The organism is Nonomuraea zeae, from assembly GCF_005889725.1.
GTDB lineage: Bacteria > Actinomycetota > Actinomycetes > Streptosporangiales > Streptosporangiaceae > Nonomuraea > Nonomuraea zeae.
Genome location: NZ_VCKX01000054.1, coordinates 1 through 15,546 on the forward strand (window position 1 = coordinate 1; position 15,546 = coordinate 15,546).

The following is a 15,546-nucleotide window of genomic DNA, read 5'->3' on the forward strand; positions in this document are numbered from 1 at the left end:
GGCGGTCTCGGCGGGCAGGACCGACAGCACGCCCGCCAGATCCGCCGCGAACGCCGCGTCACCGCCCGCCGCCTCGAACGCCTGGACGGCCTCGCCCAGCCGCCCGACCTCCAGCAGCGCGCACGCCAGGTTGTGGTGCGCCCGCGCCGCCGCGTCCGCGTACCTCGGGTCGTACTCGGCCAGGATGCGATACCTGGTCGCCGCCTCCTGCGCCGTCTTGAGCGCGCTGCCGGGCTCGCTCGCGAGCAGCAGGCAGGCCGCCAGGTTGAACAGCGCCTCGGCGTGCCCGGCGGCCTCCTCGTACGGGGGAGCCGCGGCGAAGATCTCCACCGATTGGGCGGCCGCGACGACGGCCTCGCCCACCCGGCCCACGGCCGCCAGCCGGCCCGACAGCAGGGACAGAGCCCCGGCCAGCTCGGTCGGCTCACCCGACACCCGCCGATGCCGGACCGCCAGCTCGGCGAGCGTCACCCCGAGGGCACGCGACCCCAGCGACGTGTCCCGCCGCGGCGGCGTCGAGGCCCCGGCCGCTCCCGCCACCTCCCCAGCCGGCTCCGGCAGGCCGGGGAACAGCCCCAGCACGGCGTTGAGCACGTCCCCGAGCCGCGTCCCCGGCGCGGCCGCGGCCTCCGCGGTCAGCCGGCCGATCCTGGCCGAGAGCAACGAACGCAGCGCCGACCTGACCCGCTCCCTGTTCGCGGCCAGCCGCAGGACGTCGAGCATCCGCACGAGGTGCCGGAGCGTGCGGCCTTCATCGTCGTGCAGGGCGAGCACGAGCGCGTCCAGACCGTCCGTCTCGTCCAGGAGCTGCTCGGCCACGACGTCGGGACCGAGCGGGGACAGCCGCTCGGCGCCGGGGAAGATCTGGCCCAGCCAGCCGCCCATGTGCGCGGCCCGGCCACGGAGCCCGGCCGTGCTCATCGCCCGGCCCCGGAGCCCCGGCACGGCCGTCAGCAGGCCGGGCAGCTCCGCCGTCGTGGGCGCGGTCAGGGTGAGCACCGCCACGGCCTGCCGCATCGTCACGTCATCCACCCGCTCGTACCCCTGCGGCCAGACTCGCGCCCATTGAGCGCACTCGCGGGCCAGGAACCGTTCGAGCAGCTCTCCGCCGACCACGCCCGTGCCGGGTCCGCGCGCCTCCTCCCGTTCCGGCTCCGCGTCCTCGCCCCCGTCGCGCAGCCGCATCAGCGCGGCCAGGTGGACGTGCAGCGGCAGGCCGTGGTCCGGGTCGTCGAGGCGCGGCGGGCCGGGCAGCACGGCCCTGCTGGGCGCGAACGCCTTCATGGCGGCCCGCGCGTGCTCGGCGCGCTCGCCCAGGGTGAGCGGATGGCCGTTGAGCTGGATGGTCGTGGTCGTGAGCCGTCTCAGCCACCCGCCCGAGGCCGTGTCGAGGCGCCGCCGCCACTCCGCCTCGGCGGGCTCGCGGGTCACCAGCAGGAGCCGTACCAGGGGGTTGCGCCCGTGCTTGGCCAGCCGCCGTACCAGCTCGCCCACCAGCGGCGCGGACGGCTCGGGGTGGTCGATGACGAGCAGGGCCGGGCGTAAGGCGTTCAGGGTGGTGGCGCGTTCGGCCAGGGGGCCGCAGACGGCGTCCAGCGGGAGGAACCCGGCGTCCCACCCCGCCTCCGCCAGCTCCGCGCACAGCTCGCCCGCCAGCCGGGTCTTGCCCGTGCCGCCGCGGCCGGTCAGGACCGCGATCGACAGCGCGGCGGGCTCGGCCGCCCAGGCCCGCAGCTGCGCCAGCTCCTCCTTCCGCCCCAGGAACGGCACCACCGCGTGCCGCGCCATCAGCAGCATCCAGTCGGGGCAGTCCGGCGGCAGCGGGAGGCGAGCCGGTGACAGCAGGCCGGAGAGGGTCACAGAAGGCTCGCCCTCCGCCACGCTCTCCAGTTGCCCGGGCGCCACGCCGGCCAGCTCGCGAAAGCGCTCGTCGCCCAGCAGCGCCGTCACGGGGACGGCGTCGAGGCGGCGCTGGATGTATCCGGCGGGGCCGGCCGTGATCACGCCGATGAGCTGTCCGGCGGGCTCGGCGAGCAGCACGGCGCCCGACATGCCGTGCCAGAGGGAGGCGGGCACCGACTCGGGCTCGGGGCTGAGCACGCTGACCCCCAGCGCCTTCGACACCGCGCCTGTCGGGGTGTCGACCAGGCCGGACAGCGTCTCCGCCGGCCTGAACCCGGCCCGCTGCCGCGCCTGCGGAAAGCCTCGGGCCACGCAGCGCAGCCGGTAGCCGGACCGCTCGCCGGCGACCCGGGCCCAGCGCACGTGCTCGATGCCGGGCAGCTCGCCCCACGGCGCGTCGGCCACCCGCAGCAGCACCGCGCCCGACCCGCCACGCCCGCGCCACACCTGCTCGGCCGCCACCCAGCGGGCGGACCACGGCGGGCGGACGTGACACGGCGCGCCGGGATCGACCACGCTCCCGGAGGTCAGCACGAGATCGGCACCGATCGCGTAACCCGACCCGGTCATGCCGACGAGGTCGTCATGACCCGAGTAGACCTCGACGACCCGTTCGAGCCCGAGGCGGTGTGGTGGCGTGTCCATGGGGTCCGCCTATGCGCTACGTCCGGACGTGCCGTCCCCCCGATCAGCTTGTGATCTCACTATCGCACTATGGCCCAGAAATTTCGCGGCTTGTCGGGCCTTCTTGAAAGGGCGATATATCGACAGTCATCAAACCACGAACCACTCCCGGGGCAGCCGGCGCAAAGGCGGCGTCAAAGGCTTTCCCGCAAGGACTGGAGCAGGGCCTCCGTGGCCGGAGGGTGCGGCGGCTCGCCGTAGACGGCGGCGTACACGTGCCTGGTGGACCCGGGCACCTCCGCCACCTCCACCTCCGGGTTGCGATGCGCGCTGAGCGCGAGCCCCGGCAGCATGGTCAGCCCGAGACCCGCCGCCACCAGCGCCTGCACGGCCACGATGTCGTCGCTGGTGAACGAGATCTGCGGCTCGAACCCCGCCTTCTCGCAGATGTCCAGCAAATGGCTGCGGCACCGGTCGCAGCCGGCGATCCACGGCGATTCCGCATGGTCGGCGATGGCGCCCGCCGGAGTGCTCGACACCAGGTAGCTGGGGTCGTCGAGGAGGTGGATCAGGTGCAGGCCGCCGTCCTCGGGGGCGGTGTCGTCGTACCGGAAGATCACCGCGACGTCCACCCGGCCCGCCCGCAGCAGCCTGAGCGCCTCCGGCGGCTCGGTCTCCGTCAGGTGCAGGCGCAGCCCCGGGTGCTCGCGGGCCAGCACCTTGGCCGCTTTCGGGATGAACGTGCCCAGCGCGGACGGGAAGCCGGCCAGGCGGACGCGGCCGGACCGCAGGCCGACGTGGGCGGCGAGCTCGTCGGCCGTGGCGTCGAGCCGGCCGATGATCTCCGCGGCCCGCTCGGCCAGCAGCCGGCCGGCCTCCGTGAGCCTGATGCCACGCCCGGCGCGCTGGATGAGCCGGGCGCCGGTCTCCGCCTCCAGCCGGGCCAGGTGGTGGCTGACCGAGGGCTGGGAGTAGTGGAGCTCCTTCGCGGCCGCGGTCAGCGAGCCCTTGCGGGCCACCGCGACGAGGACCCGCAGGCGTACGACGTCCAGCATTCATCAATCGTATCTATCGATGGGCCAGAAAACTTCTGTTGGACCTATCGGTCGGGAGGGAGGACCGTAGAAGGGGAAGGCAGATTATCCGTTTTCCCGAGGGGGACAGCATGAATACGGCCACCGTCACCGCAGTCAGACCGGGACTGGACGCGCTCGTGACCGGCATCTCCGGCATCGTCGCCCAGCGCCAGGAGCCCCGCGAGACCGCGTACGCCGTCGCCGACCTGCTCCGTGACCGGCTGCCCGGCCTCGACCTCCTCACCGAGCAGGAACGCGCGGGCTCGCCCGTCCAGTACGTGTCCCACTTGCTGCACGCGCAGGACGACTTCTCGATCGTCGCGGTCGTGTGGCGACCCGGCCAGCACACGGTGATCCACGACCACGTGTCCTGGTGCACGTTCGGGATCCTCAGCGGGATCGAGCACGAGACGCTCTACCGGGACATGGGCGACCACCTGGTCGAGATCGGGCGCGCCGACAACCGGCCGGGCGAGGTCAGCGGGTTCGCCCCGCCCGGGGACATCCACATGGTGCGCAACACGAGCGCGGAGGTGGGGGTGTCCCTGCACGTGTACGGGGCGAACGTCGGCCGGCTCGGCAGCAGCGTGCGCCGCGTCTACGACCTGCCGGTCAGGTAGCCCGTCAGCCGATCGGCCAGCTCCGCGGGCCGGGCGAGCATGGGCGCGTGGCTGCCGCCGATCTCGTCGGGCGTGACGCCGAGCCGATCGCGGACGACCTCCCGCATGAAGCCGGGCGCGAAGAACCGGTCGTCCGTGCACAGCAGGAACTTCGTCGGGACGTCCGGCCACCCGTCCAGCGGCCAGGGCTCGTCCATCGCCTTGTCCGCATGCGACCGGCTGCGCGCCAGGGACTCCTCGGCCAGCTCCTTGGGCACGTCGTGCAGGAACAGGCCGATCGGGTCGGTCATGTCCACATGGCCGAAGCCCGTGTTGCGCCACCAGTCGGCCGGCCGCTCGCCCGGTGCCGGGATCATGGCCGTGACCATGACGAGCAGCCCGGCCGGGCGGCGGGCGCAGACCAGCGGGCCGACGAAGCCGCCCCACGAATGAGCCACCACGACCAGGTCACCGCGGTCCCCGACGGCTTCGACCACGGTGTCGGCGCAGTCGAACAGGCTCGCCGACTCGTCCTCGACCGGCAGGTCCACCGCCACCGTGTCGTGCCCTCTGCCGCGCAGCTCGGGCTCCAGCAGGTGCCAGTCCCAGGCGGAGCCCCCTCCGCCGTGGATCAGCGCGAACGTCGCCATCTGCGTACCTCCTCCGGAATAGCCCTATGGCCGCGCCCGCAGCCTATGGCCGCGCCCGCGGCGCCGACGGCTTGGCGGGTCGGCGGCTCGCTGGACTGCGGCGGCGCGGCCGTGGAAGGTGGCAGGGAGGTGGTGCTCCGGTTCCTGGAGCTGTTCCCCTGTCCGGCGATGAGTTCCGGGCGCCGGGGGAGTCTGCCTAGGCGCAGGACCTTACCGAAGGGAGCGATCATGGAACCGACCACGGAGCTGGACGCCCGGTTCAGCGCGGAGAACGCCACTCCTACGCCCTGGGCGCAGGCCCGCGACCAGTTGCAACGGGCCGGCACGTACTGGCTGAGCACCGTGCGCCCGGACGGCCGCCCGCACGTCACCACGCTGCTGGCGGTCTGGCGGGACGACGCGATCTACTTCTGCACCGGGGCGGAGGAGCAGAAGGGCAAGAACCTCGAAGCCAACCGCAACGTCGCGCTGACGACCGGCGCCAGCTCGTTGAGCGAGGGGCTGGACCTGGTGGTGGAGGGGGTGGCCGAGCGGGTCACCGACCCCGGCGACCTCAAGCGCCTGGCCGCGGCCTGGGAGGCAAAGTACGGCGCGGACTGGCACTTCGAGGTCGGCGACGGCGTGTTCGTGAACGTGGCGGGCGGGCCCGCCCTCGTGTTCAAGGTGGCCCCCGCCAAGGTGCTGGGCTTCCGCAAGGGGGACTACAGCCAGACCCGCTGGCGCTTCCGGTAGCCCCTGGCCAGATAGGAAAGGAAATTTGCGCAAACTGTGTTGCGCAAATTTCCTTTCCTATCTACGGTGGAGTCATGGCCGAGGAGAAGACCCACCGCGTCACGGACGTCGACACCCTCAAGGCGCTGGGGCACCCCCTGCGCATCAAGATCTACCGCGCCCTGTTCGTGGCGGGCACGGCCACCGCCTCACAGCTCGCCGACCAGGTCGGCGAGGCCGTCTCGCTGGTCAGCTACCACCTGCGCAAGCTCGCCTCGCACGGCATCATCGAGGAGGCGAAGGACGGTCGCGGCGACGCCAGGGAGCGCTGGTGGCAGCCGGTGTCGACCGTCATCTCCACCCGGGACGAGGACTGGCGCGACGAGCCCGAGCGCGTCGCCGTCCACACCGCCGTGTCGCGGCTCTACGCCCATCAGCGCACCGAGATGTACGACGCCTACCTCGACTCCAAGGAGTCCTGGGACGACGGCTGGCGCAACTCGGCCTTCGCCTCCGAATACCTGCTGGCGCTCACGTCCGACGAGCTGCGCCGGCTCGGCGCGGAGATCAACGAGGTCATCGAGAAGTGGCGCGCGCACGGGAAGGCGGCCCGCGAATCAGGGGACACGCAGGGGCGCGAGAACGTCGCCGCGCACCTGTACGGCTTCCCCTTCCTTATCTGAGGAGGACTGATGTATCCGGAGTTATTCCTGTACGCCGAGAAGGTGCGAGCCGGCGAGCTGCGTGCCGAAGCGGAGCGTCACCGGCTGTCCAGGCCGTCCGGCTCGGCGGTCCGCAAGTGGGAGACGCGTCTGGGCTGGGCCCTGGTGGAGACGGGCCTCCGGCTCGTGCACCGGACCACCGCCGGTTAGTCGAGACCGAGCTGGTGGCGCATGGCCACGGTGTCGCGGATGGCCCAGTGCTCGACGATCCTGCCGTCCCGTACGCGAATCATGTCCATGCCGCGCACCTCGTACCGGCGGCCTGAGGCCGTGTGGGTGCCGCGACTGAGGTAGATGTTGGATGACAAGTCGTCCGTCGAGATGTTCTGCTCGACCGTGACGGACACATCGTGAAAGCCCGTCTCGCCGGAGAATGCCTGCTCCCACTTGGCCCGCCAGTCGCGCAGGCCGTGGTGGTCGCCGTCGGTGCCGCCCCGGTGGTCGATCACGTCGGGGTCGATGAGCGCGAGCGCCTCGTCCATCCGGCCGCTCGCCAGCACCTCGGGATAGAGCTCGATGATCCGCCGATGCACTTCGCCCGCTGTCAGCACGGCGCCGCCTCCTCCAGCTAAGTGGGGAACTCCCCGTTTTTGTTCTGCGGCTACACTAACCGGGGAATTCCCCACTTAACAAGGAGACCGATGGGATCGCGTCCTCGCCGGGCGGATGCGCAGCGAAACTATGACCTGCTGCTGGCGGCGGCCGCGCGGGTGTTCGCCGAGCGGGGGGCCGACGCGCCTCTCGACGAGGTCGCCCGCCGGGCTGGGGTCGGGAACGCCACCATGTACCGACATTTCCCGACTCGTTCAGACCTGCTGGTGGCCGTCTACGCCGACGAGGTCGCCCAGCTCTGCGCCATCGGCGCGACGCTGCTGTCCGCCGAGTCGCCGGGCGAGGCGCTGCACGAGTGGCTGCGGCGGTTCATGGACCACGTCATCTCCAAGCGCGACCTGGCCACGGCCATCACGGACGACATCCCGGCCACCGCCCGTCGCACCGGCGCCGCTGACCACGAAGGCGGTGTCGCCCGCGATGGCGCTGCTGGCCGAGACGTAGGCACCGCCCGCGATGGCGCTGCTGGCCGAGACGTAGGCACCGCCCGCGATGGCGCCGCCGGCCCGCAGCGTACGGCCCTGCTCGCGGGCTGGCACGAATCCATGCTCACCACCGCCTCGTCCCTGCTGGAGGCGGCCAAGCGGGCGGGCGCCGTACGCGCCGACCTCGACGTCCGCGACCTGCTGACCCTCGTCAAGGGCATCACGCTGGCCGCCGCGGACCGAGCCCAGGCCGAACGCCTCCTGTCCCTGATCGCCTGGCACCGGGCCTGATCAAGGCACATCTCCCGGCCGGTCCACGATCCCGGAGCCGAGCACGGACATGGCGCCGGTCCCGTCCTCGTTCACCACCTTCGTCCCCATGTAGCGATAGTCCTGGGCATCGAGGATGTAGTACGCCTTTCCGGTCGTACCCGTGTCCAGCACGACCCCGATCCCCGTGCGCCCGTCTCCGTCCGTGGCGTTCTCCTCGATCGTCACCTTCGGGATCTTCGCCAGCGCCCGGTACATCCCCGCCGCCGTGTCGGGCGGGATCATGGGGCCGTACTTGAGGTACCACCCGATCGCCCCGAACACCTTGACGCTGTCCGCGATCTCCGGAGCGCAGTGGGGCTGGCAGACCGACAGCGGCGTCAGATCCTTGCCGAGCCCGCGGAAGTGCGCCAGCAGCGCGTCAGGGTCGGCGGGCAGCCGCTCGATCTCCTCCTGCGTACGCCCCGAGTGCGTCGGCCCCTTCTCGGCGGCAGTGATCCGGAGCTCCTTCCCCTCCTCCCTGATGGCCTCCTTGCGGCCGTCCATCCGGCTCCAGTGCTCGAACGTCGGCAGGTCGCCGCCCCAGAGGTGCTGCGACTCCTTGACGTAGAACCACTGGTCGGGCCGGATCTCGGTGGCCCGGCTGCGGTCGGCGACGAGCGCGGCGTTCTCCAGCACCACCGCCGCAGTGGGGGAGCGCACCTCCGCCTGCCGGACGGCCGGCGCCCGCTCCCCGCCCGAGCGGGCCACGGCGACCCCGCCGACCGCGAGCGCGCAGGCCGCGGCCAGCGCGAACCCCACCCGCACCCGCCGCACCGGCGGCCGCCGCGCTCCCGCGCCACGGGGGCCGTCCCGCCGCATCGCGGCCAGCCGCTGCTCCACCCCCCGCACATCGACGTCCTTGGGTACCTCGTCGCGCATCTTCCTGAGCAGCTCGATCTCGTTCACCATTGCTTGCTCCCTTCCTCGTCCGCAGCGGTTGGATCGATGTCACCGAGCACCCGGCGCAGCCTGCTCCGAGCCCGGTTCATCCTTGAGCGCACCGTCCCGACCGGCACGCCGAGCGCGACCGCGGCCTCCTCGTACGTGAGCTCCGTCCACGTCACGAGGAGCAGCGTGTCCCGATGCTTCTGGGACAGACCGGCCAGCGCCTTGGCCAGCCGCCTGCGCGCGCCGTCCGCGGCCACCCGCCGGTCCACCTCGTCGGTGAACGGCTCGATCACCGAGTCGGCCCCCGTGCGGCTCAGTGCCTTGTACAGGCCGACCTCACGCCGACGGTGCCGGCCGATGAGGTTGGTGGCGATGCCGTACAGCCATGAGCGCTCGTCTCCCCGGCTCACGTCGTACGACTCCAGGCTCTGCAACGCGACCGCGAACGTCTCGGCCACGATGTCGTCGGCCGGTTCGAGCCCGAGCCGGCGGATGACGTAGCGCTTGAGCTCGGGGGCGTGGCTGGTGAACAGCGTGGCGAAACGCTCGGGGTCGGGCCCGATCCGTACGATCTCCGCGCCACCGCTCTCGTCCGGTGGCGCGGCCTCGGGCCAGGGTGGCGCGCCCGCCCGGCTCTCGTGTCGCATCTGGTGCCTTTCGGGGGTCTCAGTCATGACACGAGTAATTGCCGCGAGCGCTCTTCGCGGTTCCATGAGATTTCCGGCAAGTCGCTGCCCAATGCGCGGCTTCCCCTCTTTCCCGCGGGCGGGACGCGACTCGTGTCAAGATCCTCGAAGGCGCGAAGGAGGACACGGTGCTACGGCTTCTCACCCGGGTGTGGAGATCGCTGGGTGGCCGCCTGCAGTGGCGGCTGGTGTGGCTGAAGCATGCCACGTTCATGATCGGTGTCACCGGCGTCGTACGGGATGACGAGGGGCGGGTGCTCCTGCTCAAGCACCGCCTGTGGCCGGAGGGCCGCCAGTGGGGGTTTCCCACCGGTTATGCGAACAGGTCCGAGACGTTCCAGGCCACCGTCGAGCGTGAGGTCTTCGAGGAGACCGGGCTGAGCGTGCGGGCAGGGCGGCTTCTGCAGGTGAAGAGCGGGTTCAGGCTGCGGGTGGAGGTGGCTTACGAGGCCGCGCTCGCCGGGGGGACGCTCAAGATCGACCCGGTGGAGGTGCTGGAGGCGAGGTGGTTCGATCCTGATCGGCTGCCCGACGAGGTCCAGCCGTCGCATCGGCAGCTGCTCGCGCTGTGCTCCCGGCCCTGAGCGAGCGCGAGGAGGAGGAGGGATCGGTGGCTGAGCGAGCCCCGGAGGAGGGGCTGGTGGCCGCGGGCCGGGCTGGCCCGCGGCCGACGCAGCGGGCTACACCCCGAGGGCTGACGGAAGGCTGAGCTCGCGCAGGAACAGCGCCTCCGTGGTGGCGACCCGGCGCAGCTCCTCCAGGTCCACCCGCTCGTTGGGCGCGTGGATGGCCGCGTCCTCGTCCTCCGCCCCGAACAACAGGATCTCCGCCGCGGGGAACTGCTTCAGCAGCGTGTTCACCAGCGGGATCGAGCCGCCGGCTCCCACGTCGCGCGGCGGGCGGCCGAAGGCGCGCTCCATGGCGCGGTTCAGGGCGGCGCGGGCCTTGCCGCCCGAGTCCGCCTGGAAGCCCGACCCCACGGTGAAGTCCCCGAACGTCACCTGGACGCCCCACGGCGCCACCTGACGCAGGAACTCCACGACCGCGTTCACCGTCGTCTTCGGATCCCCGGCCGGAGGGATGCGTACGGTGACCCTGGCCCGGACCGCCGGCTGGACCGCGTTGACCGCGCCCGACACGTTCGGCACGTCCAGGCCGGTCACGGTGATCGCGTACGACGACCACAACCGGTCCGCCAGCGAGCCGGAGCCCACCAGGGAAACCCCGTCGAGGACGCCCGCCGTGTTCCTGAACTCCTCCTCCGAGGGTCCCTGGCCCAGGAACGTCCCGCGGGGCAGCCCCGGAACGCGGATGTCGCCGTTGTCGTCGTGCAGGGCGGTCATCATGCGCATCAGCGCGGCGAGGGCGTCGGGGGCGGCGCCGCCGAAGGAGCCGCTGTGCAGCGCCTCGCGCAGCGTGCGGACCTCGATGGTGAAGGCCGCCATGCCGCGCAGCGACGTGGTGACGGCCGGGTCGCCGACGCGCGGGTTGCCGGTGTCGGCCACCACGATGGCGTCGGCGCGCAGCAGGTCGGGGTTGCGCTCGACGAACGCCTCCAGGCGCTCGCCCGCGTACTCCTCCTGGCCCTCGATGATGACCTTGATACCCACGGGGAACTGCCCCTGGAAGGCACGCAGGGCGAGGACGTGCGAGATGACGCCGGACTTGTCGTCGGCGCAGCCCCGCCCGTACAGCTTGCCGTCGATCAGGGTCGGCTCGAACGGCGGAGTACGCCACGCGGCCGGGTCCCCCGCCGGCTGCACGTCGTAGTGCGCGTAGAGCAGGACGGTCGGCGCGCCGGGCGGGGCCGGAGCCTCGCCGTAGACGGCGGGGAAGCTGCCCTCCACCGCGACCTGCTGGACGTGCGGCAGGCCGGCCGAGCGCAGCAGCTCCTCGGTGGCGGCCGCGGCGGCGAACACCGGCTCTTCCGGGTGCCCCGGGAAGGCCACGGAGGGGATGGCGGCGAGCCTCTTCAGCTCCTCCACGGCCTGTGGCATCGCGGCGGCGACAGCGCTCTCTATCTGGTCAGGAGTCACGGGACGGTCCCCCGGGGGTTGTTCTCTACAGATGTGGACAGTTTGCTCTCATTGGATCACAGAAGGTTCCACCGTGCGGTAACGGGCATGACCCGCGCGTAAATCTACCTGCGGATTTCGTTGCCGTTACATGGCGGTTCTGCGGATCTCGATTTTCTTGCATAGTGCTGCCACCGATTCGCTTGGCAAACCGCAGGTGAAGCGGCAGACTGTGATGAGTTCAGACACGAGGGAAGATAACCATGACGCAGCCGGAAAACGACGTCCTGAAGGCCGCGCAGGACAACCTGTGGTTGCACTTCACCAGGCACAGCGCGTACGAGCAGTCCGAGATCCCGACCATCGTCCGCGGCGAGGGGTCCTACGTCTACGACATCCACGGCAAGCGCTACCTCGACGGTCTGGCCGGGCTGTTCGTGGTCCAGGTGGGCCACGGCCGCCACGAGCTGGCCGAGGCCGCCGCGAAGCAGGCCCAGGAGCTGGCCTTCTTCCCCCTGTGGTCCTACGCGCACCCGAAGGCGGCCGAGCTGGCCCAGCGTCTGGCCTCCTACACTCCCGGCGAGCTGAACCGCGTCTTCTTCACCACCGGCGGCGGCGAGGCGGTCGAGTCCGCGTGGAAGCTGGCCAAGCAGTACTACAAGCTGGTCGGCAAGCCGCTCAAGCACAAGGTCATCAGCCGCCAGATCGCCTACCACGGCACCCCGCAGGGCGCGCTGTCGATCACCGGCATCCCGGCGTTCAAGCAGATGTTCGAGCCGCTCGTGCCGGGCTCGGTGCGCGTGCCGAACACCAACCACTACCGCGCCGACGAGATCACCGGCGTCAAGGGCATGACGCCCGAGGAGTACGGGTTCTGGGCCGCCGAGCGCGTGGCCCGCGCGATCGAGATGGAGGGCCCCGACACGGTGGCCGCCGTCTTCGCCGAGCCCGTGCAGAACGCGGGCGGCTGCTTCCCGCCGCCCCCCGGCTACTTCCAGCGCCTGCGCGAGATCTGCGACGAGTACGACGTCCTGCTCGTCTCCGACGAGGTCATCTGCGCCTTCGGCCGGCTCGGCACGATGTTCGGCAGCCAGAAGTTCGACTACGTGCCCGACATCATCACCTGCGCCAAGGGCATGACCAGCGGCTACTCGCCCATCGGCGCCATGATCGCGCACGAGCGGCTGTTCGAGCCGTTCAAGAACGGCGACACCATGTTCGCCCACGGCTACACGTTCGGCGGCCACCCCGTCTCCGCGGCCGTGGCGCTCGCCAACCTCGACATCTTCGAGCGCGAGGACCTGCTCGGCCACGTCACCAAGAACGAGCCGCTGTTCAAGGCCGCGCTCGACAGCCTGAGCGACCTGCCGATCGTCGGCGACGTACGTGGTTCGGGCTATTTCTGGGGTATCGAGCTGGTCAAGGACAAGGTTACAAAGGAGACGTTCGACGCGGAGGAGTCCGAGCGGCTGCTACGCGGTTTCCTGTCGAAGGCGTTGTACGACGCCGGGCTCTACTGCCGGGCCGACGACCGCGGCGACCCTGTCATCCAGCTCTCGCCCCCGCTCATCGCGGGCCAGAAGGAGTTCGACGAGATCTCGTCGATCCTCCGGAACGTGCTCACCGAGGCGTGGGCACGCCTCTAGGGGCGGAGCCGCCATTCGTGGCGGCCCACCAGAACACCCTCCAATCCGGTACGACGGAGTGCCGGTTCCCGAAAGGATCCACCTCATGAAGATCGGCGTCCCCGCCGAGGTCAAGAACCACGAATATCGTGTCGCCGCCACGCCGGCCGGCGTTCACGAGCTGGTGCGCAACGGCCATGACGTCACCGTCCAGCGGGGCGCGGGGCTCGGCTCGCAGATCACGGACGAGGAGTATCTCGCGGCGGGCGCGAAGATCCTCGACAGCGCCGACGCCGTGTGGGGCGGGGCTGACATGGTGCTCAAGGTGAAGGAGCCGATCGCCGAGGAGTACCACCGGCTGCGCGAGGGGCTGGTGCTGTTCACGTACCTGCACCTCGCCGCCTCCCGGCCGTGCACGGACGCGCTGCTCGCGGCCAGGACCACGGGCATCGCGTACGAGACCGTGCAGGTGGGCCACACGCTGCCGCTGCTCGCCCCGATGTCGGAGGTCGCGGGGCGCCTGGCGCCGCAGGTGGGCGCGTACAACCTGATGCGGTTCAACGGCGGCCGCGGCGTCCTGCCCGGCGGCGTGCCCGGCGTGGCCCCGGCCAAGGTGGTCGTGATCGGCGGCGGCGTGTCCGGGCTGAACGCCGCGCAGATCGCCGTCGGCATGGGCGCCGACGTCACCGTGCTCGACACGAACATCGACCGCCTGCGCTTCATCGACGCCGTCTACCAGGGCCGGCTCAAGACGCTGGTCTCGACGTCGTACGCGATCGAGCAGGAGGTCCTGCAGGCCGACCTGGTCATCGGCGCGGTGCTGATTCCGGGCGCCAAGGCCCCGACGCTGGTCTCCAACGACCTCGTCTCCCGGATGAAGCCGGGCTCCGTGCTCGTGGACATCGCCATCGACCAGGGCGGCTGCTTCGAGGACTCGCGTCCGACCACGCACGCCGAGCCCACGTACAAGGTGCACGAGTCGGTCTTCTACTGCGTGGCGAACATGCCCGGCTCCGTGGCCAACACCTCCACCTACGCCCTGACGAACGCGACCCTCCCGTACGCGGTCAAGCTGGCCAACCTCGGCTGGCGCGAGGCGCTGAAGGCGGACGCCGGGCTCGCCGGGGGGCTCAACACGTACGACGGCCTGCTCACCAACGAGCCGGTCGCGCAGGCGCTCGGGCTTTCGTTCACGCCGGTCTCCGAGCTGGTCTGACCGAAGGACAGAAGACGGCAGAGGGCACGGTCGCCACCGCCGTGCCCCGCGCTCTCAGCGCACCCCGAGCCGCCGCCGCAGGTCCCGGGCCGTGGCCAGGACGTGCTCGATCTCCCCGACCCCCGGCCACGGCGCGCTGCCGGGCCGCAGCAGCGTGCCGCGCACCGACGCCAGATGCTCGATCGCGCTCATGTGCACCCCGCTCCGCTCGACCAGCCATCCGATCACGTCCGAATGGTCGTGCAGCGGCCGGGTGACCAGATCCCAGGTGGCCAGCACCTCGGTCAGGTCGGCGACGGCCAGCGGGACGTCACCCCTGCGCCCGGTGGCGATGGAGGCCAGCTCGGCCCTGGCGGCCAGCTCGGGCTCGGCGGGCCGCCCCCACACGGGCGGCGGCGGGTCGGACAGCCACTCCTGCGCCTCGCCGAGCTCGCCGGCCACCGACAGCAGCCCGCCCAGCTCGACCGCGGCCCCGTGGTGCCCGGCCCTGGCCGCCTGCCTGAACCAGTGCTGTCCACCGGCCAGGTCGCCGAACTCGGCGATGAGCAGCAGCCCGTAGTTGAAGGCGGACTCGGCGTCCCCGCCCGCCGCCGCCCGGCCGAACCAGTGGCTGGCCGCCGCGCAGTCGCTCAGCTCCACGCACACGAACCCGGCCATCCGCTGATCCTCCACCCGCCCGGCGCCGGCCGCCTGCTCGAACCAGGCGCGGGCCGTACGCAGGTCGCCCCGCGACAGCGCGACCCCGCCGAGCCGGGAGGCGGCCCCCGGGTGCTCGCTCTTGGCGGCCAGCCGGTAGTAGGCCTCCGCGCCCTCGGGGTCGCGGCTGGCGTGCAGGTAGAGGCCCATGCAGTACGCGGAGTCCGGGTGGCCGCCCCTGGCCGCGTACTCCCACCAGCGCACGGTCTCCTCGTCGTCGCCCGAGGAGTAGGCCAGGAAGCCGAGGTCGTGCGCCGAGGCCACGTCGCCGTCGACGGCGGCCTGCCGATGCCACTCGCGTGCCGCCACGAGCTCGCCCGCGTCCTCGCACAGCAGCGCCAGCCTGCGCGCGGCGGTCCTGGACCCCGCGCGCGCCGCGCTCTCGAACCAGCCCCTGGCGGCGTCGAGGTCGCCGCGCTGCTCCAGCAGGAGCGTGGCCAGGTTCGCCGCGGCCTCGGCGTCGCCGGTGCCGGCGGCGATCTCGTACCAGGTGACGGCCTCCTCCAGGCTGCCGTGCTTCTCGTGCCAGATGCCCAGGTTGTAGGCGCTGTCGACGTTTCCGCCCGCGGCGGCCCGCTCCCACCAGAGCCTGGCCGCCGCCCGGTCGCCGTGCTGCGCGTAGAGCTTGCCCAGCCGGTGCGCGGCCTGCGCGTCGCCCGCCCGCGCGGCGCTCAGCAATTCGGGCTCGTCTCCCACGCGCGGGGCCGGTACGGCCGGCGCCGCCACCTCTCCTTGCCAGGACATGGCGACAGACTGGCACGTGATCGTGCGCTCGCGAACGGTAATC

The 15,546-nt window shown here is 71.8% G+C and carries 16 protein-coding genes; 8 read left to right on the forward strand and 8 right to left on the reverse strand.

Annotated features, from left to right (window positions below; translation table 11 throughout):
* Both ETD85_RS19125 and ETD85_RS19130 read right to left on the reverse strand, forming a co-directional pair.
* The coding region (locus tag ETD85_RS19125; RefSeq protein WP_138691096.1) for a hypothetical protein at nucleotides 1–2,547 on the reverse strand (2,547 nt) is incomplete at its 3' end.
* A gap of 173 nt (nucleotides 2,548–2,720) precedes the next feature.
* The gene (locus ETD85_RS19130) at nucleotides 2,721–3,581 is read right to left on the reverse strand and encodes a LysR family transcriptional regulator (RefSeq protein ID WP_138691097.1); all 861 of its coding nucleotides are present in this window, start codon (nucleotides 3,579–3,581) and stop codon (nucleotides 2,721–2,723) included.
* Nucleotides 3,582–3,691: 110 nt separating this feature from the next.
* Here ETD85_RS19130 and ETD85_RS19135 point away from each other — a divergent pair, with 110 nt between their 5' ends.
* Nucleotides 3,692–4,222: a cysteine dioxygenase family protein gene (locus ETD85_RS19135; protein ID WP_138691098.1), complete on the forward strand. Its 531-nt coding sequence runs from the start codon at nucleotides 3,692–3,694 to the stop codon at nucleotides 4,220–4,222.
* Here the strand turns inward: ETD85_RS19135 and ETD85_RS19140 are convergent.
* A complete protein-coding gene (locus ETD85_RS19140) occupies nucleotides 4,201–4,851 on the reverse strand; it encodes an alpha/beta fold hydrolase (RefSeq protein ID WP_138691099.1) in 651 nt (216 codons plus the stop codon). The genes ETD85_RS19135 and ETD85_RS19140 overlap by 22 nt on opposite strands.
* A 228-nt stretch (nucleotides 4,852–5,079) precedes the next feature.
* Here ETD85_RS19140 and ETD85_RS19145 point away from each other — a divergent pair, with 228 nt between their 5' ends.
* From ETD85_RS19145 to ETD85_RS19155, 3 genes are all read left to right on the forward strand, one after another.
* Nucleotides 5,080–5,583: a pyridoxamine 5'-phosphate oxidase family protein gene (locus ETD85_RS19145; RefSeq protein ID WP_206058405.1), complete on the forward strand. Its 504-nt coding sequence runs from the start codon at nucleotides 5,080–5,082 to the stop codon at nucleotides 5,581–5,583.
* A gap of 74 nt (nucleotides 5,584–5,657) precedes the next feature.
* The gene (locus ETD85_RS19150) at nucleotides 5,658–6,245 is read left to right on the forward strand and encodes a winged helix-turn-helix domain-containing protein (protein WP_138691100.1); all 588 of its coding nucleotides are present in this window, start codon (nucleotides 5,658–5,660) and stop codon (nucleotides 6,243–6,245) included.
* Nucleotides 6,246–6,254: 9 nt separating this feature from the next.
* Nucleotides 6,255–6,434, forward strand: coding sequence for a hypothetical protein (locus ETD85_RS19155; protein WP_138691101.1), 180 nt, complete (start codon nucleotides 6,255–6,257; stop codon nucleotides 6,432–6,434).
* On the opposite strand, the gene ETD85_RS19160 is transcribed toward ETD85_RS19155, so the two are convergent.
* A complete protein-coding gene (locus tag ETD85_RS19160; RefSeq protein ID WP_240779238.1) occupies nucleotides 6,431–6,835 on the reverse strand; it encodes an ester cyclase in 405 nt (134 codons plus the stop codon). The genes ETD85_RS19155 and ETD85_RS19160 overlap by 4 nt on opposite strands.
* Nucleotides 6,836–6,925: 90 nt before the next feature.
* Here ETD85_RS19160 and ETD85_RS64685 point away from each other — a divergent pair, with 90 nt between their 5' ends.
* Nucleotides 6,926–7,612, forward strand: coding sequence for a TetR/AcrR family transcriptional regulator (locus tag ETD85_RS64685; protein ID WP_206058406.1), 687 nt, complete (start codon nucleotides 6,926–6,928; stop codon nucleotides 7,610–7,612).
* Here ETD85_RS64685 and ETD85_RS19170 read toward each other — a convergent pair whose 3' ends face one another.
* Together ETD85_RS19170 and ETD85_RS19175 are read right to left on the reverse strand one after the other, a co-directional pair.
* Nucleotides 7,613–8,542, reverse strand: coding sequence for a CU044_5270 family protein (locus tag ETD85_RS19170; RefSeq protein WP_138691102.1), 930 nt, complete (start codon nucleotides 8,540–8,542; stop codon nucleotides 7,613–7,615).
* The gene (locus ETD85_RS19175) at nucleotides 8,536–9,195 is read right to left on the reverse strand and encodes an RNA polymerase sigma factor (protein ID WP_240779239.1); all 660 of its coding nucleotides are present in this window, start codon (nucleotides 9,193–9,195) and stop codon (nucleotides 8,536–8,538) included. Before ETD85_RS19175 ends, ETD85_RS19170 begins: the two co-directional genes overlap by 7 nt.
* A 140-nt stretch (nucleotides 9,196–9,335) precedes the next feature.
* Here ETD85_RS19175 and ETD85_RS19180 point away from each other — a divergent pair, with 140 nt between their 5' ends.
* Nucleotides 9,336–9,791 (forward strand): NUDIX domain-containing protein, encoded by a 456-nt coding sequence (locus ETD85_RS19180; RefSeq protein ID WP_138691103.1) that lies wholly within the window; start codon nucleotides 9,336–9,338, stop codon nucleotides 9,789–9,791.
* 96 nt (nucleotides 9,792–9,887) lie between these two features.
* On the opposite strand, the gene ETD85_RS19185 is transcribed toward ETD85_RS19180, so the two are convergent.
* Nucleotides 9,888–11,243, reverse strand: a complete 1,356-nt coding sequence (locus ETD85_RS19185; RefSeq protein ID WP_138691104.1) for a dipeptidase — start codon at nucleotides 11,241–11,243, stop codon at nucleotides 9,888–9,890.
* A gap of 242 nt (nucleotides 11,244–11,485) precedes the next feature.
* Between ETD85_RS19185 and ETD85_RS19190 the strand changes: the two genes are divergently transcribed.
* Both ETD85_RS19190 and ald read left to right on the forward strand, forming a co-directional pair.
* Entirely contained in the window at nucleotides 11,486–12,868 is a 1,383-nt protein-coding gene (locus ETD85_RS19190) for an aspartate aminotransferase family protein (RefSeq protein ID WP_138691105.1), read from the forward strand.
* An 85-nt stretch (nucleotides 12,869–12,953) separates the two neighbouring features.
* Entirely contained in the window at nucleotides 12,954–14,063 is a 1,110-nt protein-coding gene (gene ald, locus ETD85_RS19195) for an alanine dehydrogenase (RefSeq protein ID WP_138691106.1), read from the forward strand.
* A gap of 54 nt (nucleotides 14,064–14,117) precedes the next feature.
* Here the strand turns inward: ald and ETD85_RS19200 are convergent, their stop codons facing one another.
* A complete protein-coding gene (locus ETD85_RS19200) occupies nucleotides 14,118–15,503 on the reverse strand; it encodes an SEL1-like repeat protein (RefSeq protein WP_138691107.1) in 1,386 nt (461 codons plus the stop codon).
* Nucleotides 15,504–15,546: the final 43 nt, after the last annotated feature.